Origin of the sequence: Methylosinus sp. Sm6 (genome assembly GCF_019802345.1) — a bacterium.
In the GTDB taxonomy this organism is placed as follows: Bacteria; Pseudomonadota; Alphaproteobacteria; order Rhizobiales; family Beijerinckiaceae; genus Methylosinus.
In genome coordinates, this window is record NZ_JAINDZ010000047.1 from 1 (window position 1) to 26,432 (window position 26,432).

The 26,432-nt window shown below is 67.9% G+C and carries 21 protein-coding genes; 11 read left to right on the forward strand and 10 right to left on the reverse strand.

Annotated features, from left to right (window positions below):
• Positions 1 to 105 precede the first annotated feature (105 nt).
• Complete coding sequence (gene fae / locus K3F48_RS20935) at positions 106 to 645, reverse strand: formaldehyde-activating enzyme (RefSeq protein WP_222577388.1); 540 nt, start codon at positions 643 to 645, stop codon at positions 106 to 108.
• A 164-nt stretch (positions 646 to 809) separates the two neighbouring features.
• Here fae and K3F48_RS20940 point away from each other — a divergent pair, with 164 nt between their 5' ends.
• The gene (locus tag K3F48_RS20940) at positions 810 to 1,325 is read left to right on the forward strand and encodes a DUF4274 domain-containing protein (protein ID WP_222577389.1); all 516 of its coding nucleotides are present in this window, start codon (positions 810 to 812) and stop codon (positions 1,323 to 1,325) included.
• On the opposite strand, the gene K3F48_RS20945 is transcribed toward K3F48_RS20940, so the two are convergent.
• Together K3F48_RS20945 and K3F48_RS20950 are read right to left on the reverse strand one after the other, a co-directional pair.
• The gene (locus K3F48_RS20945; protein WP_222577390.1) at positions 1,312 to 2,397 is read right to left on the reverse strand and encodes a quinone-dependent dihydroorotate dehydrogenase; all 1,086 of its coding nucleotides are present in this window, start codon (positions 2,395 to 2,397) and stop codon (positions 1,312 to 1,314) included. The two genes, K3F48_RS20940 and K3F48_RS20945, sit on opposite strands and share 14 nt — an antisense overlap.
• Positions 2,394 to 2,738: a DUF952 domain-containing protein gene (locus tag K3F48_RS20950; protein ID WP_222577391.1), complete on the reverse strand. Its 345-nt coding sequence runs from the start codon at positions 2,736 to 2,738 to the stop codon at positions 2,394 to 2,396. Before K3F48_RS20950 ends, K3F48_RS20945 begins: the two co-directional genes overlap by 4 nt.
• 148 nt (positions 2,739 to 2,886) lie before the next feature.
• Here K3F48_RS20950 and K3F48_RS20955 point away from each other — a divergent pair, with 148 nt between their 5' ends.
• From K3F48_RS20955 to K3F48_RS20965, 3 genes are all read left to right on the forward strand, one after another.
• A complete protein-coding gene (locus K3F48_RS20955) occupies positions 2,887 to 4,122 on the forward strand; it encodes a M48 family metallopeptidase (protein WP_222577392.1) in 1,236 nt (411 codons plus the stop codon).
• 102 nt (positions 4,123 to 4,224) lie between these two features.
• Entirely contained in the window at positions 4,225 to 4,485 is a 261-nt protein-coding gene (locus K3F48_RS20960; RefSeq protein ID WP_222577393.1) for a zinc-finger domain-containing protein, read from the forward strand.
• Between the two features lie 12 nt (positions 4,486 to 4,497).
• A complete protein-coding gene (locus tag K3F48_RS20965) occupies positions 4,498 to 5,673 on the forward strand; it encodes an FAD-dependent monooxygenase (protein ID WP_222577394.1) in 1,176 nt (391 codons plus the stop codon).
• A gap of 35 nt (positions 5,674 to 5,708) precedes the next feature.
• On the opposite strand, the gene K3F48_RS20970 is transcribed toward K3F48_RS20965, so the two are convergent.
• From K3F48_RS20970 to K3F48_RS20985, 4 genes are all read right to left on the reverse strand, one after another.
• Positions 5,709 to 6,965, reverse strand: a complete 1,257-nt coding sequence (locus K3F48_RS20970) for a glycosyltransferase family 4 protein (RefSeq protein ID WP_255609541.1) — start codon at positions 6,963 to 6,965, stop codon at positions 5,709 to 5,711.
• On the reverse strand, positions 6,962 to 7,750 hold the full coding sequence (locus K3F48_RS20975; protein ID WP_222577395.1) for a bifunctional 2-polyprenyl-6-hydroxyphenol methylase/3-demethylubiquinol 3-O-methyltransferase UbiG: 789 nt from the start codon (positions 7,748 to 7,750) through the stop codon (positions 6,962 to 6,964). Before K3F48_RS20975 ends, K3F48_RS20970 begins: the two co-directional genes overlap by 4 nt.
• A 93-nt stretch (positions 7,751 to 7,843) precedes the next feature.
• Positions 7,844 to 9,274, reverse strand: coding sequence for a TIGR03808 family TAT-translocated repetitive protein (locus K3F48_RS20980; protein WP_222577396.1), 1,431 nt, complete (start codon positions 9,272 to 9,274; stop codon positions 7,844 to 7,846).
• 39 nt (positions 9,275 to 9,313) lie between these two features.
• The gene (locus K3F48_RS20985; protein ID WP_222577397.1) at positions 9,314 to 10,018 is read right to left on the reverse strand and encodes a hypothetical protein; all 705 of its coding nucleotides are present in this window, start codon (positions 10,016 to 10,018) and stop codon (positions 9,314 to 9,316) included.
• Positions 10,019 to 10,359: 341 nt separating this feature from the next.
• On the opposite strand from K3F48_RS20985, the gene fabA reads away from it, so the two are divergent.
• From fabA to fabI, 3 genes are all read left to right on the forward strand, one after another.
• Positions 10,360 to 10,884 (forward strand): 3-hydroxyacyl-[acyl-carrier-protein] dehydratase FabA, encoded by a 525-nt coding sequence (gene fabA / locus K3F48_RS20990; RefSeq protein WP_222577398.1) that lies wholly within the window; start codon positions 10,360 to 10,362, stop codon positions 10,882 to 10,884.
• An 81-nt stretch (positions 10,885 to 10,965) separates the two neighbouring features.
• Positions 10,966 to 12,189 (forward strand): beta-ketoacyl-ACP synthase I, encoded by a 1,224-nt coding sequence (gene fabB / locus K3F48_RS20995; protein WP_222577399.1) that lies wholly within the window; start codon positions 10,966 to 10,968, stop codon positions 12,187 to 12,189.
• 24 nt (positions 12,190 to 12,213) lie between these two features.
• The gene (fabI, locus tag K3F48_RS21000; RefSeq protein ID WP_222577400.1) at positions 12,214 to 13,029 is read left to right on the forward strand and encodes an enoyl-ACP reductase FabI; all 816 of its coding nucleotides are present in this window, start codon (positions 12,214 to 12,216) and stop codon (positions 13,027 to 13,029) included.
• Here the strand turns inward: fabI and K3F48_RS21005 are convergent.
• Together K3F48_RS21005 and K3F48_RS21010 are read right to left on the reverse strand one after the other, a co-directional pair.
• A complete protein-coding gene (locus K3F48_RS21005; protein WP_222577401.1) occupies positions 12,980 to 13,648 on the reverse strand; it encodes a response regulator transcription factor in 669 nt (222 codons plus the stop codon). The two genes, fabI and K3F48_RS21005, sit on opposite strands and share 50 nt — an antisense overlap.
• Positions 13,645 to 14,799, reverse strand: coding sequence for a sensor histidine kinase (locus K3F48_RS21010; RefSeq protein ID WP_222577402.1), 1,155 nt, complete (start codon positions 14,797 to 14,799; stop codon positions 13,645 to 13,647). Before K3F48_RS21010 ends, K3F48_RS21005 begins: the two co-directional genes overlap by 4 nt.
• A 421-nt stretch (positions 14,800 to 15,220) precedes the next feature.
• Here K3F48_RS21010 and addB point away from each other — a divergent pair, with 421 nt between their 5' ends.
• The 3 genes from addB (at position 15,221) to addA (ending at position 23,594) form a co-directional block, all read left to right on the forward strand.
• Positions 15,221 to 18,328 (forward strand): double-strand break repair protein AddB, encoded by a 3,108-nt coding sequence (addB, locus tag K3F48_RS21015; RefSeq protein WP_222577403.1) that lies wholly within the window; start codon positions 15,221 to 15,223, stop codon positions 18,326 to 18,328.
• 426 nt (positions 18,329 to 18,754) lie between these two features.
• Positions 18,755 to 20,149, forward strand: coding sequence for an MFS transporter (locus tag K3F48_RS21020; protein ID WP_222577404.1), 1,395 nt, complete (start codon positions 18,755 to 18,757; stop codon positions 20,147 to 20,149).
• 7 nt (positions 20,150 to 20,156) lie between these two features.
• Positions 20,157 to 23,594 (forward strand): double-strand break repair helicase AddA, encoded by a 3,438-nt coding sequence (addA, locus tag K3F48_RS21025; protein ID WP_222577405.1) that lies wholly within the window; start codon positions 20,157 to 20,159, stop codon positions 23,592 to 23,594.
• A 53-nt stretch (positions 23,595 to 23,647) separates the two neighbouring features.
• Here addA and K3F48_RS21030 read toward each other — a convergent pair whose 3' ends face one another.
• Positions 23,648 to 24,949, reverse strand: coding sequence for a UDP-N-acetylglucosamine 1-carboxyvinyltransferase (locus K3F48_RS21030; RefSeq protein WP_222577406.1), 1,302 nt, complete (start codon positions 24,947 to 24,949; stop codon positions 23,648 to 23,650).
• 184 nt (positions 24,950 to 25,133) lie between these two features.
• Between K3F48_RS21030 and K3F48_RS21035 the strand changes: the two genes are divergently transcribed.
• Positions 25,134 to 26,432, forward strand: a 1,299-nt coding sequence (locus K3F48_RS21035) for a pseudouridine synthase (protein ID WP_222577407.1), incomplete at its 3' end; no start/stop codon positions are given.

Sequence of the window (26,432 nt, forward strand, 5' to 3'; positions counted from 1 at the left end):
ATCGCCAGCTGGCGCGAGGATTATCTCGCCATCGCCTTGGAAGCCTCAGACCGTTAACCCGGATTCAGAGCCCTGTCACGAAATGCACAAGCGGCGCCAGCAAATCTACTCGTCGAACACGCCTTCCAGCGCGTAATGCGTGATCGTCTTGCGGTTGGCGATCAGCTCGTCGATGGTCGGCTCGCCCTTCAAGGCGCGGGAAATGGCCAGCTTCGTCGCCTCGTAATTGGTGCGATAGAGATCGCGCTTGTCGAGATTGGGATCGGTCGCGCAGCGCGGATCGAGCCAGACCATGATGATCATGACGAGCTCGTTCGCCTGATCCTTGGGGATGATTCCTTCCGCGACCGCATCGACGATGGCGTCGCCCGTCGCCGCCTGCACCACGCCGCCGAGCAGCTCCACATAGTCATTGGAGCGCACGGTCATCTTGGTCGTCATCATGGTGGCGGGGCGCACCTGCTGATTGAGATCGCGGATGACGAACATGCGCGGATGGCCCGCGACCTGTCCCGTCATCGCGGCGAAAGCCTGGCCCACCGGGCCCTTCACGCTGCCGATCAGCACTTCCGGCATGGCGTCGGTATATTGCCCGTCCGCCGCCAGAACCGTCGCCTCGCCCGTCGCCAGCCAAATCTCGCTCATTTGATGCTCCTCTTCGAGTGCCCGCGCGGGGAATAGCACCGGCCAACTATGCGGGAAAGGGGCGGCTCGGGCGCGAATTAACGCGCTCGAAAGACGTGGCGGCTACGAATCGCAATAGAGCTGCGAATATTCTGCGAGCTCGCCGATAGCAGAGAGGATATTTTATGGCCGATGATCCGAACGGAAAGCTCTTGATCGATTGGCTGAAGAGCCGAACCCCCGACGATTGGCACAAGGTGGCCGCTGACTACAATTGGGACAATGGTCTCGCGCCATTGGATTGGATCGTCTCCCAGCCGCTATGCGACAGAGCGACGGCGCTCCTCGTCTTCTGGCGGGCCGTGCCGGACAACGTGCTGCGCTATGCGTCGGAAGCCGAGGCGAAGGCGGATTCTGCGGACGGCGAATTCCGCCTGTGCGTGACGATCGCGGCCAATTTCCGCGCCGGCTTCTATCGCCGATCGGAAATCACCTTTTCCGCCGAGGACGAGCCGGTTTTCGCCTATGCGCGCTGGCGAAGCTGGGAGGACGAGCATCCCGGCGGCGTTCTGAAGACGCTTCCGGACATGCACGAGTCGATCGACGGCCGCATCGTCGAGCCCGAGAGTGCGGAGTTTCAGGAGGGCTATCCGAAGGTCTTATGGCCTTTGGTCTGGCCGGCGAGCTTCAGGGCGAACTGATCGCGCCGCCGTCGGCGATCGCGCGCGCGCGCCGGCCCACCGCCGACGCGAGCGACGCATTCTCCCTGTGAAGACGCGCCAGCAAGCCGTCCGTGATCCGCGCCACGAGGCCCGGCCCCTCGAACACCAGCGCCGAATAGAGCTGCACGAGCGTCGCGCCGGCTTCGATCTTGGCGAATGCCGTGTCGGCGCTGTCGATCCCGCCGACGCCGACGAGCGGGAACTGCCCTTCGACGCGCACGAAAGTCGCGGCGAGCATGCGCGTCGAAAGCTCGAACAAGGGCGCGCCCGACAGGCCGCCGCTCTCCTTCGCCAGGGGAGAACGAAGCGTCGCCGGCCGCGCCAGAGTGGTGTTGGAGACGATCATGCCGTCGATGCGCCGCTCGCGCGCGACGCGCACGATGCCGTCGAGCTGGGCGAGCGACAGGTCCGGGGCGATCTTGAGCAGCACCGGGCGCCGGGCGGCGGAGCGCTCGCCCGCCTCCAGAACGCGCGACAGCAGCTCATCGAGCGCGGCCGGCTCCTGCAAATCGCGCAGCCCGGGCGTGTTCGGCGAGGAGACATTGATCGCCAAATAGCTCGCGACATCGGCGAAGGTCTCGACCCCGAGCGCGTAATCGGCGATCCGGTCGGGGGAATCCTTATTGGCTCCGACATTGACGCCGACAATTCCGCCGCGCCCCCGCCGCGCGGCGAGGCGGGCGTGGGCGCGCGCATGGCCGTCATTGTTGAAGCCGTAGCGATTGATGACGGCGCGGTCCTCGGCGAGGCGGAAATTGCGCGGGCGCGGATTGCCGGGCTGCGGCAGCGGCGTCAGCGTCCCCACCTCGGCGAAGCCGAACCCCAAGCCCAGCATGGCGTCCGGAACTTCCGCGTTCTTGTCGAAACCGGCGGCGACGCCGATCGGATTGGGAAAGTCGAGTCCGAAGGCGCGCAGCGCTAGGCGCGCGTCGCCACGCCGCAGCGCCCGCGCTGGAACGAGCTTCAAGGCGGCGATGGCGGCGCGATGCGCATCCTCCGGATCGAGCCGCCGCATCAGAAAAGCTGCGAAATCGCCGAGCGCGCCGATCATGCCGGCAGGCCGTCGACGTCATGCCGCCCGTCGGCGCGCAGAGGCAGCGGATCGACGCGCGCGACTGCGTCGAGGGGGAGCGCGCCGTAGAGATGCGGGAACAGATCGCCGCCGCGCGAGGGCTCGAAGCGCAGCGCGGCGCCGAGACGCTCGGCCTCGACGGCGACGAGCAGCAGGTCCCGCGCGCCGGTGAAATGGCGCGCCGCGGTCTCCTCGACCTGGGCGCGCGTCGAGAAGTGAATGAAGCCGTCGGCGATGTCCACGCCGGCGCCGGCGAACACGCCCGCCGCCTGCGCTTCGCGCCAGAGGCTTTCGGGAACGATCTTGTAGATGAGGGTCATGGCCTCCAAATAGCAGGCCTGCCGCGCGCCGCCCAGAAGCTTCGCCCGCGAAGACGGGGAACGATGCGCGAGAGACGTCTCGAATTCCGACGGGGCGGCGCGTATAATCCCTCCCACGCTCCGCCGAAGCGCCCGCAGGGATCACGCAATGGATGTCGTCGCCGCGCTCGTCTATCTGGCCGTTCTCCTTTCCGCCGCGCTCGGCGTCTATCTGAAGCGCCGTCAGGCGCGCGCGGCGCTCGCGCATCGCGATGCGCCGCCCGCCGAATTCGCGGAGAGGGTCACGCTGCAGGAGCATCGCCGCGCGGCCGATTACACCGTCGCGCACATGCGGCTCTCCGTCCTCGAGACATTGTTCGAGGCGGCGCTGGCCGTCGCCTGGCTCGCCGTTCTGCTCGGCCCGCTGCATGCGCTGCTGTCGCTCGTTTTCGCGCCGGGCCTCACGCTCAGCGTCGCCGTCGTCGTGGCCGTCGCCTTCGTCGATCACATGCTGCATCTGCCCTTCTCGATCGCCGAGACTTTCGGCCTCGAGGCGCGCTTCGGCTTCAACCGCGCGACGCCGAGGACGATGCTGCTCGACGAGATGAAAGGCGCGGCGCTCTGGCTCCTGCTGGCCGTTCCGCTGCTCTATGGGCTGTTTCTCGCTCTGCGCCTCGCGCCGGACTATTGGTGGATCCTGGGCTTTGCCGTGGCGCTCGCCTTCATGGTCGGCATGCTGGTCCTCTATCCGAGCGTCATCGCCCCCATGTTCAACCGCTTCACGCCGCTCGAGGACGAGGCTCTGAAGGCGCGCATGGAAGCTTTGCTCGCGCGATGCGGCTTCGAATCGGGCGGGCTGTTCGTGATGGACGCCTCGACGCGCTCCAGCCGCGGCAACGCCTATTTCTCGGGCTTCGGCAAGGCCAAGCGCATCGTCTTCTTCGACACTCTGCTGCGCAAGCACACGCCGGACGAGATCATCGCCATTCTCGCCCATGAGCTCGGCCATTTCAAATTCGGCCATGTGCGGCAGCGGCTGCTGCAGGCGGCGTCGCTCGTCTTCGTCGGCTTTCTGGCGCTGCATCTCGCCTTCTCGCAGGGGCTTGCCGGCGCCTTCGGGCTTCCCTACGATCCGGGCGTCGTCCTCGTCGTGGTGACGACGGCGGGCGCGCCGGTCCTCCACCTCCTGTCGCCGCTGACCAATTATCTGTCGCGCCGCGCCGAGTTCCAGGCCGATGATTTCGCCCGCGAGATCTGCGGCCGCGAGCCGATGGTCAGCGCGCTGACCAAATTGTCGCGCGACAATCTGGCGACGCTGACGCCCGACCAGCTCTATGCGCTGTTCTACTACTCCCACCCCCCGGCGCCGCTGCGCATAGCCGCGCTCGGCGGCGAGCCGCGCTGACGGCCCGCTCCGCCGCGGTTCGGGGCGCCCCCTACCCAAACGCCCCGCCGTCCAATATAGCTGCGCCGAGCGCAAGCCTCTCGAGACCGGGGACCCATCGCCATGGCGCACGACTCCACTCCGCATTTCCACAATCAGCCCGGCGTCGCCAAGATTCGCGTCGGCGCCAAGGAATTCATGTGCATCGGCGCGCTGCCGCCGTTCGACCATCCGCATGTGTTCATCGACATGGGCGCGGCGGACGAGGCCGTCTGCCCCTATTGCTCGACGCTCTATGTCTATGACGAGAGCCTGCACGGCGGCGCCGATCCGGCGGAATGCGTCTATCGTTCCGAGGAAATCCTCGACCCGACCGCCGCCTGACGCTTCGCCGCCGTGGCGGAGCCCCCTATCGTTGTCATCGGAGCCGGCATCGGCGGGCTCGCCGCCGCTCTCGCCCTCGCGCACGCCGGCCGCCGCGTCGCGGTGGTCGAGCGGGCGCCGCGCATAGAGGAAGTCGGCGCCGGGCTGCAGATTTCGCCCAACGCCGGCCGCATCCTGCAGGATTTCGGGCTCGGCCCGGCGATGCGGGAGGCCGCGCTCGAGCCGCAGGCGCTGCGCATCCGCCGCGCGGGCGACGGCGCCGTGCTGGCGAGCCTGCCGCTCGCCGCGGTCCGCGACCGCTGGGGCGCGCCGTTCCGCGTCTTCCATCGCGCCGACCTGCAAAAGCTGCTGCTCGACGAAGCTTTGCGCGCGGGCGTCGAGGTGGCGACCGGTCTGCGCTGCGGCGTGATGGAGCAGGACGCGGCGGGCGTGCGCCTCGGCCTCGTCTCGGAAGCCGGCGCGGAGACCCGCGCGGCCGAGGCCGTGATCGGCGCCGACGGCCTGCGCTCGACGATTCGCGACGCGCTGCGCCTTCGTCCGAATGACGCGCCCATCGCCTCGGGCAAGACCGCCTGGCGCGCGATCCTGCCGGCGGCGTCGCTCCCGGCCCCGCTGCGCGAGCGGGCCTCGCAGCTCTGGCTCGGACCGAGCGCGCATGTCGTCCACTATCCTCTGCGCGACGCCGCGATCGTCAGCGCCGTCGCCATTCTCGACGACACGGCGGACACGGGCGCCCCCGCGGAGACGCGCAGCGGCGCCGAGCTCGCCGCCGCCATGGGTTTCCCCCGCTGGAACGCCGAGCTGCGGGCGCTGATCGAGGCCGGCGCCTCGTGGCGGCGCTGGCCGCTGTTCGTGCGGCCGGAGCTGCCGCGCTGGGGCCGCGGGCGCGTCGCCCTGCTCGGCGACGCCGCCCATCCGATGACGCCCTTTCTCGCCCAGGGCGCGGCGCAGGCGATCGAGGACGCGGCGGCGCTCGGCCGCGCCGTCGCCGGCGCCGGCTCGCTCGAGGCGGCGCTCGACGCCTATCAGTCCGCGCGCATGGTGCGGGCGACGCAGGTCCAGCGCGGCTCGTGGCGCCAGGGCGGAATCGTGCATCTGAGCGGCCCCGCCGCCGCGGCGCGCGATCTCTCGATCCGCCTGCTCGGCGGCCGCGGCATGCTGGCGCGCAACGCCTGGCTCTACCGCTAGGGCGTTACGTCAGAGCGAGCCTGAAGGCTCACTCTTCAAAACCTCGGTTCGGGGGCGCTTCGCGCCCCGCGCCAGGCCGACCGCGTCTTCTCGTAGACGGCGGCGACGGCGTCGAGATGCCGGTCGAGCGTCAGCGGATCGGCCCAATAGCGCGCGTGAGCGGCTTCCGACATGCGGCGCGCGAGATCATCGTCGGCGAGCCGGGCGATCGCCGCCGCGAGCGATTGCGCGTCGGATGATTTGAACCAGAACCCGGTTTCGCCGTCGACCACCGCCTCGCGTCCGGCGCAGAGATCGCTGACGATCACCGGCGTGCCGAGTCCGAGCGACTCGAGCACGGTGAGCGGCTGGCCTTCGTACCACACGGAGGGAAAGACGAGCGCGCGCGCGGCGCGCAAGGTTTCACGCACGTCTCTCGGGCCCTGCCAGCCCAAAAACCTCGCCTCGGGGAATTCCGCCGCGAGCCGCGCCCGCTGCGGCCCGTCGCCGACGAAGACGGGCGTGACGCCGGCGAGCCGCGCCGCTTGCGCGAAATAGCCCGGGCCCTTTTCCGCCGAGAGGCGCCCGACGAAAACAAAATCGCCCGGCGCATAATCGCCTTTCGGCCCGATGTCGATCACGTCGATCGGATTGCCGACGTCGTGGAAGACGGCGTCCTTCCGCAGATAGGGGGCGATCGCCTCGCGCTGCAGCCGCGAGATGAAGATGAGATGGCGCGCCGTCTCATGGAGGCCGCCGGCGCCGCGCATGACGGCATGGCGCGCGACCCGCATCAATTTGCGATGATAGCCGCGCGAATCGCAATTATGCGTCACGCAGCCGAGCGACATGGGCTCGTAGCCGCAATTGCGCGCCGCGCCATAATCGTAGAAGCCGCCATTGGGGCAGGCGAGCGAATAATCGTGCAGGGTGAAGACGACCGGCAGGCCCGCGCGTTTCAGCGCCCGGCCGATCGAGGGCGAGAGCGCCTTGGCCCAGCCATGGACATGCACGATCGTCCGGGCGGGATCGCAGGCGGCGAGGAGCGCGGCGAGCTCGCGCGCGGCGGCCGCGTTCCAGAGCCATTGCGCGCCGAAGCGCGCCAGCGAGGTCGTCGACGCCACATCCGGCTGGTGCAGCAGCGTGACCGCGACGCCCGCCTCGATGAGCCGTCGGTCGATCGGCCCGACGGCGGCGAAAAAATCGACGCGATAGCCGCGCCGCGCAAAGCCCTCGGCGCTATCGATCGCGACCTTGGCGGAGCCGCCGTTCACATGCGCGTGATCGTTGACGACGACGACGCGCAGGGTCATTTGGTGGCGATGACATAGGCGAAGCTCGAAGCGGCCCGCCATTGGCGCTCGCGCGCGATCTTCGTGAAAACGGCGTCGATCTGCTTGACGCCCGGGAACTTCCAGAAATAGCTGTAGCCCCAGAACGGCAAGACCGCGACCTCCGAAAATCCCGCGCGCTTCAGCATGGGAACGATCTTGGCCTCATCGCTGAAGCAATAATCATAATAGGCGGGGAATTTTGGATTATCGCCCTCTTCCTTGCGATGGGGAAACACCGTCTCCAGCAACCAGCGTGAGATTTTCTCCGGAATGAGGCGGTTCAAGACAAACGGCGGCGCATAGAGCGTGGGGAAAAAGCTGAAAGCGACGCCGCCCGGCGCGAGCGTATAGGCGATGTTCTCCCACATGCGCGCGACATTCGGCACATGCTCCATGACCATGCGGCTATAGGCGATGTCGTAACGCTCCGCCCCGAGAACGGATTTGGCGTCCTCGCCGGCGATGTCGCACAAGGCGGTCGAATAGCCCGAAGGGAGGCGCGACAGCTCATGCGCCGAAATATCGTTGAGGGTCACGTCGAAGCCGTGGGCGGCGCCTTCGTCCGGGCGGAAGAGCGGATCGCGCCCGCCGCCGATTTCGAGATGACGCCGCAATCCTTTCCGCGCGGCGATCTCGACGATGGCGCGCTTGTAATTCTCCCAAGCCCAATTGAAATCCGGATCATAGCCGAGCTGGCGCAACAAGGCGGCGGCGTCGGGCGACGGCGCCGCGCTCGACGAGATGGAGTTTGGCGAAAGCTGCATTGCAAGTCCCCTAGGTTGGCGAAAGAAGCTCAGCCTAGGCGATGGGACTTTAGCAAACGCTAATGGGGCAGGCGCGCGCCGATGATCGAGCGCTCACACGATCGCCGGGACGATTTTGTTGCGCGTGAACGACCACCGCGTGGTTACGGCGTTGGACACATTGCCCATTTCGACGGCCCCGGCCACCGGCGCAGGCGGGCCGTATAAATTGCCCGAAGGCGCGGGCGGCGGAAGGGCGGTCGACGCCATTTTGACGATGTTGAAGGCTCCGGCGCCGATGATCGTGTTGCCTGCGATCTCCGCGAAGGTCCGCGCGTCATTGTCCGAATAGCCGATGCCGACATAGCAATTCTTCAAAATGTTGTTCGATACGATGGCGGCGACGGTGTTTCTGTCGATAATTGCCTGGCCATCCCAAGTTCCTGCAAAAATCGCCACGATGCCGGCGGCTTCGGCATATTCGATGATGTTGCCTTCCGCTATGCAATCGGACGCGAGCCAGATGCCGACGCCATGGGTGACGCGCGTATAGCCGCCCGAAGTCCCATCATTATACTCTGTGAAGCTCTTCTTTTTCACATTGGAGATGGTGTTGCCGACGACCGACGCACGGCGGCTGCCCGCGTTGGTGTTGGCGCAAATGATTCCGCCGCCGACGTCGTCGAGCGTGTTGCCATTGATGACGGCGCCTCTCCATCCGCCAGCATAATCGGCAGGGTTTTCCACGAAAATCGCCACCTCTCGTATGGCGACGGCTTGGTTGCCCTCGATGACGATGTCTCGGCAATAATTGACGCGAATGGCGGAAAAATTGGCGCCCGAGATGAAATTGTGACAGATCCGGAGGGCTTGCAGCCCGTTGCATGCGATCGCGTTCCCCCATTGGCCGCTGCCTCCGGAGGTGTTCAAAACGCTGTATATGCGGTTCCGCTGGATGATCGTGCCATCGAAATAGACTTGCGTCGTCGCCCAAGGGTCGCGATAACACTCGATGCCGGTATCGAGGCTGTTCGTGAGATAGTTGTTTTCGATGACGACGCCGCTGCCGTTGACGCTGGTGATCGAGGAGACACAATTGTCACAGCGGTTTCCGCTGATCCGGCCTTCGGAGTGGTAGAGATAAACTCCTGATTGCTTCGATCGCCAGAAAAAGCAGTCCTCGACGACCATTCGGTCGGCGTTATAAAACTGGATGAGGCCGTTTTGTCCGGAGGATAGCGGCTTATTTTCCCCGTCGAAATTGACGCCTCGAATCACCACGCCGGCGATGGCCGACGACGACGGACCGCTCCCGATCCGCATGACGAAAGCATTTCCATTCGCCGAGCGTAATTGAACGCTGTCCTTCCGTGCGTAGATCGTCACGGAAGCAGTAATCGTAACGGAGGCCTGCGTATAGACGCCCGGGGCGAGGAAAAGAGGCAACCCGCTGGATTGGGCTTGATTGATCGCGCTTTGCAGCGTGTCTGACCCGGCCGCCGTTGAAAATATAATGTCGGTGGCGGTGGATGTAATGAGCGGCATGCCCCTCTCCCTGATCGGTGCTCAAATAAGGATAAGCGTTCAAGCGTGATGCGCGACATAGACTCCGAATTCGACCGAGTCGTCGATTCGATTGTCGGCGAAAACATTGCCGCGGCCCGCGTAAGAGAACAGCGCCACGCGGCTGCGCTCGATCTGGTTTTCGACGATCTCGGCGCCTCGACATCGCCATAGGCCGATGGCTGCGCCCGAGGCGCCGTCGAACGCGCAGTCGCGGACGACCAGCTCGTCGACGCAATAGGCCGTGACGAGCCCATTGAACCGTTGCGGCGCATCAGGCAAAGGATAAGTCGGCCGCTCGGCGGCGTCGACGGCCCTGGCGTGAGGCAGGGAATTGCCTCGGAAAACCAAGCCGGAAACAGCGACGGCGGAGAGCCGGGACTTCTTGTCGCGGGGACGAATATCGAGCGTCACGGCGCCGCAGCCACCCGATTCGATGATTGTTTTTCCCGGCGTTCCCCGCAGGGTGAGGGGCGCCTCGATCGCCAGCTCATCCGCGCGGTAAACGCCCGGCAAGATGTCGAGCGGCACTCGAGCTCTCACGGCGTCGTCGATAGCCCCTTGCAGCGTTCGCCGCGTTGCGTTCGGCCTTTCAGAACCTGCGCCGAGCACAATCCGGTCGCGCATGGCTTCGACCGGATAGCTCCAGGCGCATTCGGTCGCAACGGAAGCGGAAACAGCGGCGATCGACGCCGGGAGGGAAACGAGAAAATCACGTCTATTCATCAGGGAATGATCCAACGATTAAAAGGGACAGCGCAGCTATAGCCTATGGCGCGTCGCTCGTCGAGACGTGTCGTCAGCCAAGTTCAGGGCATTCCGCGTTTCGAAGGACGCCCGCGGGGCGAAATCATAGGTTTCTCCCCGTTGCCGTTCTTCGAGACGCCCCCTAACGCCTTCCACCCCCGCGCGCGGCTCCGAGGGCGGCGCCCGCCCGGCCGAGCGCCGGACGCGCCGTCCCGCGCTTTGACGGTGCGGACGCCTATGTTACGGAGGACGACCTCCGGCTGGCGGCGCGACCGGGGCAACGATAAGAATCACAGCAGGGGCGGAAGGAACTTCGACACATGAGCCAGAGGCGCTCGTCATTCGGCTATGAGGATTTGCTCGCCTGCGCGCGCGAGGAGCTGTTCGGTCCCGGCAATGCGCAGCTCCCCTTGCCGCCGATGCTGATGTTCGATCGCATCACCGAGATCTTCGAGGAGGGCGGCGAGCACGGCAAGGGCTTTCTACGCGCCGAATATGACATCTCGCCGAGCCTGTGGTTCTTCGATTGCCATTTCAAGGGCAATCCCGTCATGCCGGGCTGCCTCGGCCTCGATTCGCTGTGGCAGCTGACCGGCTTTTATCTCGGCTGGCTCGATCTGCCGGGCCGCGGCATGGCGCTCGGCGTCGGCGAGGTGAAGTTCGGCGGCCAGGTGCGGCCGGAGAACAAGCTCGTGCGCTACGGCGTCGACTTCAAGCGCGTGTTCAAGTCCAAGCTGGTGCTCGGCATCGCCGACGGCTGGGTGGAGGTGGACGGAACGCGCATCTACGAGGCCAAGGATCTGCGCGTCGGCCTCGCCAAGCAGGACGCGACCGCGGCGGCCTGATCCGCGCGGCGATTTCGGAGCAGACGCCTAGAGATCGGACGAGGCGAAAGAGCTCGCCGGAGGGGCAAAGGGAGAACGGACATGAGGCGAGTGGTCGTGACCGGAATGGGGATCGTGTCCTCGATCGGCAACAACACGCAGGAGGTCGTCGCCTCGCTGCGCGAAGCGCGCTCCGGCATCGTCAAGGCCGACAAATATGCCGAGCTCGGCTTCCGCTGCCAGGTGCATGGCGCGCCGACGCTCGATCCTTCGACCATCGTCGACCGCCGCGCCATGCGCTTCCACGCCATGGGCACCGCCTGGAATCATGTAGCGATGGATCAGGCGATCCTCGACGCTGGGCTCGCCCCGGACGAGATCTCCAACGAGCGGACTGGCATCATCATGGGCTCGGGCGGGCCGTCGACCAAGGTGGTCGTCGAATCCGCCGACATCGCCCGCGCCAAGGGCCCGAAGCGCGTCGGCCCCTTCGCCGTGCCCAAGGCCATGTCCTCGACCGCCTCGGCGACGCTCGCCACCTGGTTCAAGATCAAGGGCGTCAATTATTCGATCTCCTCCGCCTGCGCGACCTCCAATCATTGCATCGGCAACGCCTATGAGCTGATCCAGTGGGGCAAGCAGGACGTCATCTTCGCCGGCGGCTGCGAGGAGCTGGAATGGGAGCTGTCGGTTCTGTTCGACGCCATGGGCGCCATGTCCTCCTCCTTCAACGACCGGCCGGCGACCGCCTCGCGCGCCTATGACAAGAATCGCGACGGCTTCGTCATCGGCGGCGGCGCCGGCGTGCTGGTGCTCGAGGAATATGAGCGCGCCAAGGCGCGCGGCGCCAAGATCTACGCCGAAATCGCCGGCTATGGCGCGACCTCGGACGGCCACGACATGGTGGCGCCCTCCGGCGAAGGCGCCGTGCGCTGCATGCGCCAGGCGCTCGCCACGGTGAGGACGCCGATCGACTATATCAATCCGCACGCGACATCGACGCCGGTCGGCGATCTCAAGGAGATCGAGGCCATTCGCGAAGTGTTCGGCGGCGGCGACAAGAGCCCGCCGATCGCCGCGACGAAATCGCTGACCGGCCATTCGCTCGGCGCCACCGGCGTGCAGGAGGCGATCTACTCGCTGTTGATGATGCAGAACGGCTTCATCTGCGAGAGCGCCAATATCGAGGAGCTCGATCCGGAATTCTCCGACATGCCGATCCTTCGCGAACGGCGCGACAATGTGGCGCTGCGCGCCGTCTTGTCCAACTCCTTCGGCTTCGGCGGCACCAACGCCACTCTGGTGTTCAAGCATCCGGACGCCTGACCACCACCACGGGATCAACGCAATATGACGGTTTCTAAGGGCCTCATGCAGGGCAAGCGCGGCCTTGTGATGGGCGTCGCCAATGATCATTCCATCGCTTACGGCATAGCGCGGACGCTCGCGCAGCATGGGGCGACGCTCGCCTTCACCTATCAGGGCGACGCGCTCGGCAAGCGCGTCAAGCCGCTGGCGCAGGAGCTCGGCTCGAACCTCCTCCTGCCCTGCGACGTCGAGGACATCTCGACCGTCGACGAGGTCTTCTCGGCGCTGCGCAACGAATGGGGCGAGATGGATTTTCTGGTCCATTCCATCGCTTATTCCGACAAGAGCGAGCTGAAGGGGCTCTATGCCCATACGAGCAGAGAGAATTTCATCCGCACGCTGGTGATCTCCTGCTTCTCCTTCACCGAGGCGGCGCGCCGCGCCGCCGCGATGATGACGAGCGGCGGCTCCATGCTCACCGTCTCCTTCGGCGGCGGCACGCATGTGATGCCCAACTATAATGTGATGGGCGTCGCCAAGGCGGCGCTCGATTCCTCGGTGCGCTATCTCGCCGCCGACTTCGGCGCGCGCGGCATTCGCGTCAACGCCATCTCGCCCGGCCCGGTGCGCACCATGGCCGGCGCCGGCATCACCGGCGCGCGGGCGATGGGCGCGTTTCAGAAGACGCATGCGCCGCTGCGGCGCATGATCACGCTGGACGAGATCGGCGGCTCGGCGGTCTATCTGCTCTCCGAGCTGTCGGGCGGCGTCACCGGCGAGATTCATCTCATCGACGCCGGCTACAATATCATGCTGCAGCCGCGCCCCGAGGATTTGAACGGCGCCGCGACGGAGTAGGCGCGCGCGCCGCCGTGGCGGCGATCGCCGACATCCGCACCAGCTCGACCAGCGTCGCCACATTGGCCTTGGCCATGATGTTGGCGCGATGCAGCTCGACCGCGCGCAGCTCCATGCCGAGCGACGCCGCGATCTCCGGGCTCGGACGTCCCTCGGCGAGGCCGGCGAGCACCTCTCGCTCCGTCTCGCCGAGCGCGGCGAAACGCGCCAGAATGGCGCGGGTCTCGGCCTCGCGCGCGGCGTCGCCGCGCGAAGCCGCGAGCGCCCGCCGCACCGAGGCCAGCAGCGCCTCGTCGTCGAACGGCTTCTCCAACAGATCGCTGGCGCCGGCGGCCATCGCCTCGACGGCGAGCGGCGCGCCGGCCGAAGCCGTGATGATGACGACGGGCAGACGTTCGCCACGCTCGCGCAGGCGCGCGAGCAGCGCGAGGCCGCTCATGTCGGGCAGGCGCAGATCGGCGACGAGGCAGCCCGACGGCCTGCGGCCGAGGCCGTCGAGACAAGCGGCCGCCGAGCAGGAGCCCCGCACGCGAAAGCCGCGCGCGCGAAACATCACGCAAAGCGCGTCGCGCACGGCGGCGTCGTCGTCGACGAGATGAACGAGCGGCGAATTGGTCATTCTGGCCTCGCTTCCGCCTTCGGCAAGGTAAAGCTGAAAATCGCGCCGCCTCGAGGATTCGGCTCCGCCCATATGCGGCCGCCATGCGCCTCGACGATCGAGCGCGAGATCGAGAGGCCGAGCCCCATGCCGGTCGCCTTGGTGGTGCGAAAGGGCTGGAACAGAGCGCGGCTCGTCTCCTCGTCGAGCCCCTTGCCGGTGTCGGCCACGTCGAGCCGCACGAGGCCGTCGGCCACCGAGGTGGCGAGCGACAATTCGCGCTTTTGCGCGCCGTCCATCGCCTCCAGCGCATTGCGCATCAGATTGACGACGACCTGCTGGATCTGCACCCGGTCGGCGAGGACGGAGTCATCCTCGTCGGGTTTCGCGACATCGAGCCGCGCATCGGCGCGCCGTCCGGCGAAGGCGAGCGCCGCCGCCTCGTCGACGAGCGTCGAGAGCCGCTGCACGGTCTTCACCGAATCGCCGCGCGTGACGAACTCGCGCAGGCGGCGGATGATCTCGCCGGCGCGGATCGCCTGCGCGCCGGCCTTGTCGAGAATTTCCTCGATCTCGGAACTGCGGCTCTTGGGCTTGCGCTGCAGCAGCCAGCGCGCGGTGCGCACATAAGTGGCGATGGCGGAGAAGGGCTGATTGACTTCATGCGCCAGAGCCGCGGTCATTTCGCCCAAGGCGGAGAGACGGCGCGCATAGACGAGCTCCGATCGCAGCTCCGCGAGCCGCGCCTCGGCGGCGCGCGCCTCGCGAAGGTCGCGAATGAGGACGACGAATTGGCGCTGTCCGCCGCCGCGCGCCTCGCTGATTCTCGCCTCCGCCGGAATGCGCGTCCCGTCCTTGCAGCGCGCCTCGATCTGCGAAGACTGGCGCAGCTGATCCGTTCCCGGCAGCAGGAGCGATATGTTGCAGCCGAGCAGCTCGGCGCGCGGAAAGCCGAGCAGGCGTTCCGCCGCGGCGTTGGCGCCGACGACCATTCCGCTCTCGTCGAACATCAGCACCATGTCGGCGACGCTCTCCATCACCGCCGCGAGCCGAGCCTCGGCGAGGCGCGTCGCCTCGTCGCCGGTCGGCGCCGCTTCCAGTCGGGCCGGCCGATGCGCGGGCGCCGGCGATCGGCGTCGTCTCACGCGCGGGTCTGTCGGCGGTTGGCCCATCGACCGGCTCCATTCGAAAGCAATGCGTCAAAAAAATTCGCGCCCCGAACGGCGAATGAAAACCAGCGAACCCGAACACGACGCCAGGGCAATCGGGTGAAGGATAAAATCCCCAACCCTCGTCCTGAGAAGCCGCCGAAGGCGGCGTCTCGAAGGACGGCCGCGGGGCGAAATCAAAGGTTTCTCCCATTGCCGTCCTTCGAGACGCCCGCTTCGCGGGCTCCTCAGGACGAGGGTGATGGAGGTTTAGCCCTTTGCCCGCTTACCCCGATCGCCACGCGAGAGCCCGTCGTCACCGCCGTCGCTTTGGAGTATTGTCCGAAACCAACGGCTTTCAATCCGGTATGCGCGAACAATACACAGCTATCGGGCGTAGAACTGCCCCGCTTCGGCTCGCGGCGCTCCTATTCGAGAGGACAGATTGGCGTCCCGCAAGGTCTTTTCCATCCCGCCCGGCGCTGCTTTTCTAGGCGCCTTCACGCGCGCCCTGCTCGACGGCGAGATTATTCCGGGCCTCACCCGCGCGAGCGGCCCGCTGTCGCTGGCGCAGACGACGATCTATGTGCCGACGCGCCGCGCCGCGCGCGCGCTCGCCGCGCAGCTGGCGGGGGCCATCGAGGCGCCGGCGGCGCTGCTGCCGCGCATTCTGCCGCTCGGCGATCTCGACGAGCAGGAGGCGTCCGCGCTGTTTCACGCCGATGAGGCGGGTTCGGACGACGCGCTGGCGCCGGCGGCGCCGGAGATCGACCGGCGCCTGACGCTCGCCGCGCTGGCGCTGCAATGGGCGCGCGCCCTGCGCCATGCGATCGTCTCGATCGACCCGCTGGGTCGCGTCGAGCATGATCCGCGCGAGATGCTGCTCGTCGCGCCCTCTCCTGCGAGCGCCTATGCGCTGGCGCAGGAGCTCGCCCGGCTCGTGGACGAATTCATCATCGAGGATGTCGATCCGGGCGCGCTCGGCTCGCTCGCCGACGACGCCCACGACCGCTATTTCGCGATCACCACCAATTTCCTGCGCATCGCGCTCGAGGACTGGCCGAAGATTCTGGACGAGCGCGGCTGCGTCGATCGCGCGACGCGGCAGAAGGCGCTGGTGGCGGCGCAGATCGACAGCCTCGCGCGCGGCGCGGCGCGCGGGCCGGTCATCGCGCTCGGCTCCACCGGCGCGCAGCCGACCACGGCGCGCCTGCTCGCCGCCATCGCGCGGCTCGAGCAGGGCGCCGTGGTGCTGCCCGGCCTCGACATGGAGATGGACGAAGCGTCCTGGCGGCGTGTCGGCGAAACCGGAGAGGAGCGCGAGGAGCCCGCCATCACCCATCCGCAGGCGGTGCTGAAGCGCCTGCTCGGGGTCATCGGAATTTCGCGCGAGGAGGTGCGACGGATCGGCGAGCCGCCGGCGTGGATCGCGGCGCGAGCGCGCCTTCTCGCCGAGGCGCTGAAGCCCGCCGACTCTACCGATCTCTGGCGGGAGTTCCGCGCGACTCATGGCGCGTCTTTCGGCGAGGCGCTGGCCGGCGTTTCCTTCATCGAGGCGGCGGACGAGCGCGAGGAGGCGCTGGCCCTCGCCCTGCGCATGCGCGAGGCGCTGGAGGCTCCGGGGCGCACGGCGGCGCTGATCACGCCGGACCGCTCCATCGCTCGGCGCGTCTCGGCGGAGCTGGCGCGCTGGGACATAGAGGTCGATGATTCGGCCGGGCGCCCGCTCGCCTCGACGCCGGTCGGCGCGCTGGCGCGGCTCCTCGCGGCCGGTCTCGAGGACGGCGTTTCCGCCGTCGACGCGGCGGCGCTGCTCGCCCATCCGCTCGCCTCCTTCGGCCTCGACCGGGCGGAGGTCGCGCGGCTGGCGCCGCTCGTCGAGATCGGCGTGCTGCGCAATGTGGAGCGCGGCGCCGGCCCCTTCGCGGCGATGGTCGCCCCCGCCCGCGCGCGCGTCGGCGGACAGGACGCCCATCCGGCGCTGCGCCGCATCGGCGACGCCGATTGGCGCTCGATCGAGGATGTGCTGACGCGGCTCGACGCGGCGCTGGCCCCATTCGCCGAATTGCCGGCCGAGGCGCCGCTGCCGGCGCGCGTGCGCGCCCATGCGCAGGCGCTGGAGCGGATCGTCGGCGCTCTGCCCGCCGGCGAGGGCGCCGAGCAATGGCTCGAGCTCGTCGAAGCGCTGGAGGCGGCCGGCGGCGCCCTCGCCTTCGACGCCGGCGGCTACGCCTCCTTCTTCGACCGGCTCGCCGGCGAGGCGGCGGCGCCGAGCCCGCGGCGCGCGCATCCGCGGCTGAAGATCCTCGGTCTCCTGGAGGCGCGGCTGCTCGACGCGGATCTCGTGCTGCTCGCCGGCCTCGACGAGACGATCTGGCCGCCGCAGGCGCAAGCCGGCGCCTTTCTCAACCGCTCCATGCGCGCGCAATTGGGCCTGTCGCCGCCCGAGCGGCGCATCGGCCAGACCGCGCATGATTTTTCCATGGCGTTCGGCGCCGGCGAGGTGGTTCTGAGCCGCTCACGCAAGAGAGACGGCTCGCCGACCGTGGTCTCGCGCTTCGTCGCGCGGCTCGCGGCGCTCGCCGGCGACGCCTTCCTCACCTGCAAGGCGCGCGGCGACGAGACGCGCGCGCTCGCCGCGGCGCTCGACCATCCCGCCGAGATCAAGGCCGCCTCCCGCCCGCTGCCGCGCCCGCCCGTCGAGCTGCGCCCGCAGCGGCTGAGCGTCACCCGCATCGAAAAGCTGCGGCGCGATCCTTATTCGGTGTTCGCCGAGCATGTTCTGCGCCTCGCGCCGATGCCGCCGCTCGGCGCCGAGAAGGGCGCGCGCGAGATCGGCGTCGCCGTCCATGCGGCGGTGGCGAAATTCAACGAGGCGCATCCCAAAGGGCCGCTGCCCGAAAACGCGCGCGCCCATCTCGTCGCTCTGGCGCGCGAGGAACTCGCCGATTTCCTCGACGATCCGTCCTTTCTCGCCTTCCAATGGCCGCGCCTCGAGGCCGGGCTCGACCATGCGCTCGCCTTCGAGCGCGAGCGGCGGCCGAAGGCCTGCGAGACCTTCATCGAGATCCGCGGCGAATGGCGCCTGCCGCTCGCCGACGGCAGCGTCTTCACCCTCTCCTGCGTCGCCGACCGCATCGAGGTCGACGCGACCGGCGCGGCATTCGTCGTCGACTACAAGACCGGAACGCCGCCGAGCGTGAAGCAGGTCGATGCGGGCTTTTCGCCGCAATTGACGCTGGAAGCCGCGATGATCGCGGCGGGCGCCTTCGAAGCGATCGGCGCGCGCGCTGTCTCCGGGGCCGCCTATGTGCGGCTCGGCGGCAAGGACGGCGGCGAGACCAGGGAGCTGAAGTTCAAAGACAAAAGCTTCGCCGATGTAGTCGCCGAGCATCGCGCCAATCTCATGGAGCTGCTGAACCAGTTCCGCGACCCCGCGATCCCCTACCCGTCCCGTCCCTTTGTGGAATTCGCCTCGCGCTACGGCGACTACGATCATCTCGCCCGCGTCGCGGAATGGTCGCGCGGCGGCGATGGGGCGGGCGAGGAGTGATATGAGACGACGCGCCCGAGTTTACGCTTTGTCGACGATTCGCCACGCGACTCTCGCCGGCCCCGATTCGGACCGGATTTGTTTGCCTCCTGTGCCGCGGCTCCCGATTTGGGACGGGGCGGCGAAGGACAGGTTTTACTTTTCGGTATATTCTCGGCTGCGCAGATCAGGAAAATCTTGCAAAAGATCGAAGCCGCGCCTTCCTTCTCCCGCTTGCGGGAGAAGGTGGCCCGACGTAGTCGGGTCGGATGAGGGCCCGCGCCGAAGTGGCGGCTCGGACGAGAACGCCTTTTTCTGAAGCGCCCTCATCCGACCCCGCTTCGCGGGGCCACCTTCTCCCGCAAAGCGGGAGAAGGGAGCGCACGTCTACAGCGCGGCGAGCGAAAAGCCGCCTCGCAACGAAATTCACGCCGAGGAATCGCCAATATGAGTCTCGAGCCGCCGGACAAGAGCTACCGCAACCGCATCATCTTCGCGAGCCTCGCCGGCACGACCATCGAGTTCTTCGACTTCTATATCTATGCGACCGCCGCCGTATCGGTGTTTCCGCTGCTGTTTTTTCCTGCCGGCGAGGGGAGCGCGGCTTTGCTCGCCTCCATGGCGACATTCGGCGTCGCCTTCGTCGCGCGGCCGATCGGCTCCATCGTCTTCGGCCATTTCGGCGATCGCGTCGGCCGCAAGGCGACGCTCGTCGGCTCGCTGCTGCTGATGGGCCTCGCCACTTTCGCCATCGGCCTCCTGCCCACCTATCATCGCATCGGCCTCTTCGCGCCGCTGCTGCTCACCCTGTTCCGCTTCTGCCAGGGCGTCGGGCTCGGCGGCGAATGGTCGGGCGCGGCGCTGCTCGCGACCGAGACCGCGGACAAGGGCAAGCGCGCCCGCGCCGCCATGTGGCCGCAGCTCGGCGCGCCCTTTGGATTCATCCTCGCCAACGGCTTCTTCCTCACGCTCACCATCGCCTTCGGCTTCGATTCCACCAAGGCGAAGATCGACGAGCATTTTCTGACCTGGGGCTGGCGGCTGCCGTTCCTGCTGTCGATCATTCTGGTGACGCTCGGCCTCTATGTGCGCCTGAAGCTGCACGAGACGCCGGTGTTCGCGCGCGCGCTCGAGCGCGGCGAGAAGCTGAAATCGCCGCTCGTCCATGTGTTCCGCGCCAATTTCAAGGAGCTCGTGCTCGGGACCTTCATCATGGTGGCGACCTATGGGCTCTTCTATCTGATGACCACCTGGATTCTCTCCTATGGCATCGGCAAGGTCGAGCTCGGCAATCTCGGCGTCGGCTATCGCGATTTCCTCGTTCTGCAGCTCATATCGGTGCTGTTCTTCGCGGCCTTCATTCCCGTCTCCGGCTGGCTCGCAGACCGTTTCGGCCGCCGCAATCTGCTGCTCGTCGTGACGACAGCCATCGTGATCTTCGGCCTCGGCTTCAAATATTTCCTCTCGCGGGAGATCATAGGCTCCGGCGCGACGGCGAACCGCGGCGTGATCCTGGTCTTTCTCAGCATCGGCATGACGCTGATGGGGCTGAGCTTCGGGCCGATGTCGGCGCTGCTGCCCGAATTGTTCCCGACCAACACGCGCTACACCGGCTCGGGCGTCTCCTATAATCTCGCCTCCATTCTCGGCGCGGCGCTGACGCCTTTCGTCGCCACCTTTATCGCGCAGACCTATGGCGCGACATCCGTCGGGCTCTATCTCGCCGTGCTCGGCTCTTCGACGATTGTCGCTCTGCTTTTGACCAAGGAGACGAAAGCCACCGATCTCGACAGCATGATCGACGAAGCCGTCGCCGATCGCATCGAGCAGACGTCGCCATGATGCGCGCATGAGCGACCGTCGCCCCATCGCGCAGGACACGCGCGAGAAGCAGCGCATCGCCTCCGATCCGGCGCTCTCGGCCTGGGTGTCCGCGCATGCGGGCTCGGGCAAGACGCATGTGCTATCGCAGCGCGTGGTGCGGCTGCTTCTCGCCGGCGCGCCGCCCTCGCACATCCTCTGCCTCACCTACACGAAGGCCGCCGCCGCCAATATGGCGGCGCGCATCTTCGACATTCTCGCCGGCTGGGCGCTGCTCGAGGACGAGCCGCTGAGCGCGGCCATCATGGCCACCGGCGCTCCGCGCCCCTCTCGCCCCGAGCTCTCCCGCGCGCGAAAATTGTTCGCGCATGCGGTGGAGACGCCGGGCGGCCTCAAGATTCAGACCATTCACGCCTTCTGCGAGCGGCTGCTGCATCTCTTTCCGTTCGAGGCCAATGTCGCCGCCTCGTTTCGCGTGCTCGACGATCTCGAGCGCGCCGAATTGCTGGAGCGCGCGCGCCGCAAGACGCTCGCGCGCGCCGCGCTGGACGACGGCGCCTTGCGCGACGCGCTCGCGAGCCTGTCGCGGCTCTGCTCCGGAGGCGGATTCGACGAGCTGATCGCCGAGCTGCTCCATCATCGCGAGACGCATCGCAATCTCTCCTCGGGCGATTACGCCGGCGCGCTGCGCAGCCGTCTCGGCGTCGTGGAGGGCGAGACGCTGGCCGGGATCGAGGACGAGATCGTCGAAGGCGGCCTGTCGCCGCGCGAATGGCCGGCGCTGGCGCAGACGCTGCGGCGCGGCGGCGCCAATGACGGCAAGCTCGCCGAGCAGCTCGACGCCGCCGCGAGAAGCCTCGACGTCGAGGATTATCGGCGCGTCTTCTTCAAGACCGACGGCGAGCCGCGGGGCCTCGGCAAGCAGAAGATCATCTCCTCCGCGCTGCAGAAGCAGCAGCCGGCCCTGCTCGCGCGGCTCGAGCAGGAGCGCGACCGCGTCGCCGCGCTGGTCGAGCGGCGCAAGGCGGCCGCGGCCTTGGATCGCTCGCTGGCGCTCGCCGTGATCGGCGACGCCATCCTCTCCGATTACGAGCGGATGAAGAGCAATCGCGGCCTGTTCGATTTCGACGACCTCATCGAGCGCACGCGCCGCCTGCTGCTGCGCTCCAACGCCGCCTGGGTGCTCTACAAGCTCGATTCGCAGATCGACCATATTCTCGTCGACGAGGCGCAGGATACGAGCGCGGCGCAATGGGACATATTGGCGGCGCTCGCCGCCGAGTTCTGCGCCGGCGCGGGGGCGCGGCGCGCGGCGCGCAGCTTCTTCGCCGTCGGCGACGAGAAGCAGTCGATCTTCTCCTTTCAGGGCGCGGCGCCGGAGAAGTTCGACTCGATGCGCCGCGCTTTCGCCGGCCGCTTTCGTGAAGCGCAAATGGGCTTCGAGACGGTGCGGCTCACGCGCTCCTTCCGCTCCTCGCCCGATGTGCTCGCGGCGGTGGACGACATCTTCGCGCATGAGGGCAATCGGCGCGGGCTCAGCGCCGATCCGCAGGAGCCGGCGCCGCGGCACGAGGCGTGGAAGGCCGATGTCGCGGGCCTCGTCGAGATCTGGGAGGCGGAGAGCGCCGAGGCCGCCGAGACGCCGCCCGACTGGCGCCTGCCGCTCGATTATGTGAACGACGCGACGCCCGCCGCGCGTCTCGCCCGCAAGATCGCCCGCAAGACGAAGGCGCTGCTCACGCCGCAGAGCGGCGAATGCGTCGAGGACAAGGGCGCGATCCGCGCGGTGCGGCCGGGCGATGTGATGATCCTCGTGCGCAAGCGCGACGCTTTCTTCGAGGCGGTGATCCGCGCCTTGAAGGCGGAAGGCGTCGCCGTCGCCGGCGCCGATCGCCTCGATCTCTCCGGCCATATCGCCGTGATGGATCTCGTGGCGCTCGGCCGCGCGGCGCTGCTGCGCGAGGACGATCTCACGCTCGCCGTCCTGCTCAAATCGCCGCTCGTCGGCCTCGATGACGACGACCTCATCGCCATTGCGCCGCGGCGCAAGGGCTCGCTCGCGGATGCGCTCGCCGCCTCGCCCGAGCCGCGCCACATCGAGGCGGCGGCTCGCGTCGAGCAGTGGTCGCGGCTGGCGCGAACGCTCGCGCCTTTCGATTTCTACAGCCTCGCGCTCGGCGCCGGCGGCGGCCGCCAGAAGCTCATCGCGCGGCTCGGCGTCGAGGCCAATGACGCGATCGACGAGTTCCTGCGCCTCGCCTGCGCTTTCGAGCGCGAGCAGGCGCCGTCGCTGACCGGCTTTCTGGCGAGCGTCGAGGCGCTCGATCTGTCGATCAAGCGCGACATGGAGCAGGCCGGCGACGCGGTGCGCGTGATGACGGTTCACGCCGCCAAAGGGCTCGAGGCGAAGATCGTCTTTCTGCCGGACACATGCGGCGCGCCTGCCGGACATCATGATCCCAAGCTGTTCGTGCTCGGGGAGGAGGACGCGGCTACGCTCGTCTGGTCGACGGGCAAGGACGCCGATCCGCCCGCCGTCGCGCGCGCGCGCGAAACGCTGCGCGAGGCGGCGCGCGACGAGCATCGGCGGCTGCTCTATGTCGCGCTGACGCGCGCCGAGGAGCGGCTCTATGTCGCCGGATTCCACGGCCCCAAAGGCAAGGCCGCCGATTGCTGGTACGACGCGATCCGCAATGCGCTGGAGCCGTCTTGCGCGCCGGCGCCCGATCCGCTCGACGACACCAAGACGATTCTCGCGCGCGGCCGTGCGACCCGCAAGGAGATCGCAGCTCGTCCTGCGCGAGAGGAGCGCGTCGACATTCCCTCTTATGCGCGGCAGCCGGCGCCGCGCGAAAGCGCGCCCACGCCGCCGCTGCGTCCGGTGACCGCGCTCGCGGCGGCCGATATGATCGCGGCCACGGACGCCGCCGCTTCGGCGACGCGGCGCGACGGCGAGCGTCTGCTGATCGGCCGCCTCACCCATGCGCTGCTGCAGCGGCTTCCCGACACGCCGCCGGAGCGGCGCGCGGACGCCACGCGCAAATTCCTCGAGCTGCGCGGCGCGACGCTGCCGCCGGCCGAGCGCGAGCGCCTCGCCCGCGCCATTCTCGCCGTGCTCGACGATGCGTCGCTCGCGCCCTTGTTCGGTCCGCGCTCGGCGCCGGAAGTGGAGATCGTCGCAAAGCTGGCGGGCGCGCGCGGCGAGATCGCCGTGACGGGACGCATCGACCGACTGGCCGAGACCGAGCAAGAGGCGATCGTCGCCGATTTCAAGACCGGCGCGCCGCGCGATCCGCCGAGCCGCACGCAATTGCGCCAGCTCGCCGTCTATCGCGCCGCGGCGGCGCAGCTCTATCCGGGAAAGACGATTCGCTGCGTGCTGGTGTTCACCGAGACGGCGACGGTCGTGGAGCCGGACGCCGGCGATCTCGACGCCGCTCTCGACGAAATTCTGACGAATCTATGAGCTGCGATTCCTTCTCCCGCTCGCGGGAGAAGGGGGGCGCGTCGAGAGTCCTCTCAGTCCCCGCCCGTCCATTCCACCTCGGCGCCGAGCGCGCGCAGATTTTCGACGAAGCGCGGATGGGCGCGCTTGATCGGCGTCGCATTATGGATGACCGAGCGCCCTTCTATGCTCGCCGCCAGCATCAACAACGCGATGGCGACACGGATGATGTAGGGGCTCTCCACCTCCGCCGGCATCAAGGGCTTGCCGCCGAACACGACCAGCCGATGCGGATCGGACAGAAACACATGCGCGCCGAATTTCGAGAGCTCGCCGGTCCAGCCGAGCGCGCCGTCATAGACCTTGTTCCAGAACATCACGCTGCCTTCGGCCTTCACGCCGAGCGCGATGAAGATCGGCAGGAGATCGACCGGCAGATAAGGCCAGGGCGCCGCCTCCACCTTCTGCAACACATTGCGGGTGAACGGCTCGGCCACTTTCAGCGGGCCGTTGGCCTTGGTCTTGGACCAGCCGTCCTCGTGATGGATCGTGACGCCGAATTTGGCGAAGGTGCGATCGATCAGCGGGAACTGATCGGGCGCCGAATTCTTCACCGCTACGCCGCCGCCGGTGATCGCGCCGAGCGCCAGGAAGGTCGCGACCTCGTGGAAATCGTCCGTCAGGCGGAACTCGCCGCCCGCGAGTTCGTCGACTCCGTCGATGGTGAGCTGCGAGGTGCCGACGCCCTCGATGCGCGCGCCGAGCGAGCGCATGAAGTCGCAGAACTCCTGCACATGCGGCTCGGAGGCGGCGTTGGTCAGCTTCGACTGGCCGCCGGCGAGCGCCGCGCACAGCACGAAGTTCTCGGTGGTGGTGACGGAGGCGTAGTCGAGCCAATGGCGCGTCGCGCGCAGCGGGCCGTCGGCGCGAATGATCAGCGAATCGCGGCTCTCCTCGATGCGCGCGCCGAAGGAGCGCAGCACCTCGATATGCGGATCGATCTCGCGCACGCCGAGCGTGCAGCCCTTCACGTCATTCTCGAGCCGCGCGACGCCGAAGCGGGCGAGCATAGGCGGAACCAGCATGATCGAGGAGCGCATCTCCACCGGCAGCCGATGCGCGGCCGGATCGAAACGCGCGGCCTGATGGCAGAGCTCGAGCAAGCCGGTGGAAAAATCCATCCGCACATCGCTGCCGAGCGTGCGGAAGAGATCGAGGATCTTCCGCACGTCGGTGATCTCCGGCACGCCGTAGATGCGCAGCGGATGGCGGGTCAGCAGCGTGGCGCAGAGAATCGGCAGGACGGCGTTCTTGTTGGCGGAGGGCACGATTCGCCCCTCGAGTGGGCGTCCGCCATGAACAATCAGATGAGCCATGCCGCCTCCCGGGCGAAACTTGTGAGATAATGGGACGAGATAGGGGAGCCGGCCGCTACGTCTCCCGCCGGCTGCGGGATTTCCGCAGCTGGCGCAGGCCATAACTTAGATTCATGGCGAATGACGAGTGAAAAAGGGGCCGCGGCGCCTTTCTCATCGCGCGCGCGACCTGCTATCAGGATGCATGACCGACAAAAAACCGCCGAGGGCCGGCCGCCGCGAGGGCGGCGGCGAACGTCCGCCGCGTCGCCGCGCGCCGCTGAAAGCCAAAGCCGAGCCGCAAACGCCCAAGGCCTTCGAGGGCGATCGCATCGCCAAGGTGATGGCGCGCGCCGGCGCCTGCTCGCGCCGCGACGCCGAGGCCTGGATCGCCGAGGGACGCGTCAGCGTCAACGGGACCGTGCTCACGAGCCCCGCCTTCAATGTGCGCGAGGGCGATCGCGTCGAGGTCGACGGCCAGCCGCTCGCCGAGCGCGAGCCGACGCGGCTGTTCCTGTTCCACAAGCCGGAAGGGCTCGTCACCAGCGCCAAGGACCCGGAAGGGCGCGACACTGTGTTCGGCTTTCTCGAGGCGCGCCATCCCGAGCTGCCGCGACTCGTCAGCGTCGGGCGGCTCGACATCAACACCGAAGGCCTGCTGCTGCTGACCAATGACGGCGGCCTCGCCCGCACATTGGAGCTGCCGGCGACCGGCTGGACCCGCCGCTATCGCGTGCGCGCCCATGGCGAGATCGACCAGGCGAAGCTCGACGCGCTGAAGACGGGCGTCACCGTCGACGACATCGACTATGCGCCGATCGAGGCGCGGCTCGATCGCGTGCAGGGCGCGAATGCGTGGATCACCATGGCGCTGCGCGAGGGCAAGAATCGCGAGATCAAGCGCGTGCTCGAGCATTTGGGCCTCGATGTGAACCGGCTGATCCGCATTTCCTTCGGTCCCTTCCAGCTCGGCGAGCTGGCCGAGGGCGCCGTCGAGGAGGTGAAGCTGAAGACCTTGCGCGAGCAGCTGGGCAAGGGCCTCGCCGAGCTCGCCGGCGTCGACTTCTCCTCGCCGCGGCGCGATACCGCCGAGCCGGAGCATGTGATCGAGGAGGAGAAGCGCCAGCGGGCGAAGACGCGCGCGCGCAAGCATGTCTCGACGCTGCGCGCCGAGCGCGAGGAGAGCCATGGCAAGAAGGCGCCGCGCGCGCGCATCGAGCGCAGCGCGACCAGCGACCGCAAGGGCCGCGCCGTCGCCGTGGAGACCATCAAGCCGGTGCGCCGGCGGCAGGAGGAGGAGGAGCGGCCCGCGACCCGCAACGCCCGCCGTTTTCAGGCGGAGCGGGGCGAGCAAGCGCCGCGCCGCGCCTTCGGCGGCGACGGCGTCGAGCGGCGCGAGCCACGGCCGGAGCGCGCGCCGCCGAGGCGCCGTTTCGGCGAGGCGAGAGAAGCGCTGGAGCGCCGGCCCGACGGCGACGCGCCCCCGCGGCGGCGCGAGGCGGCC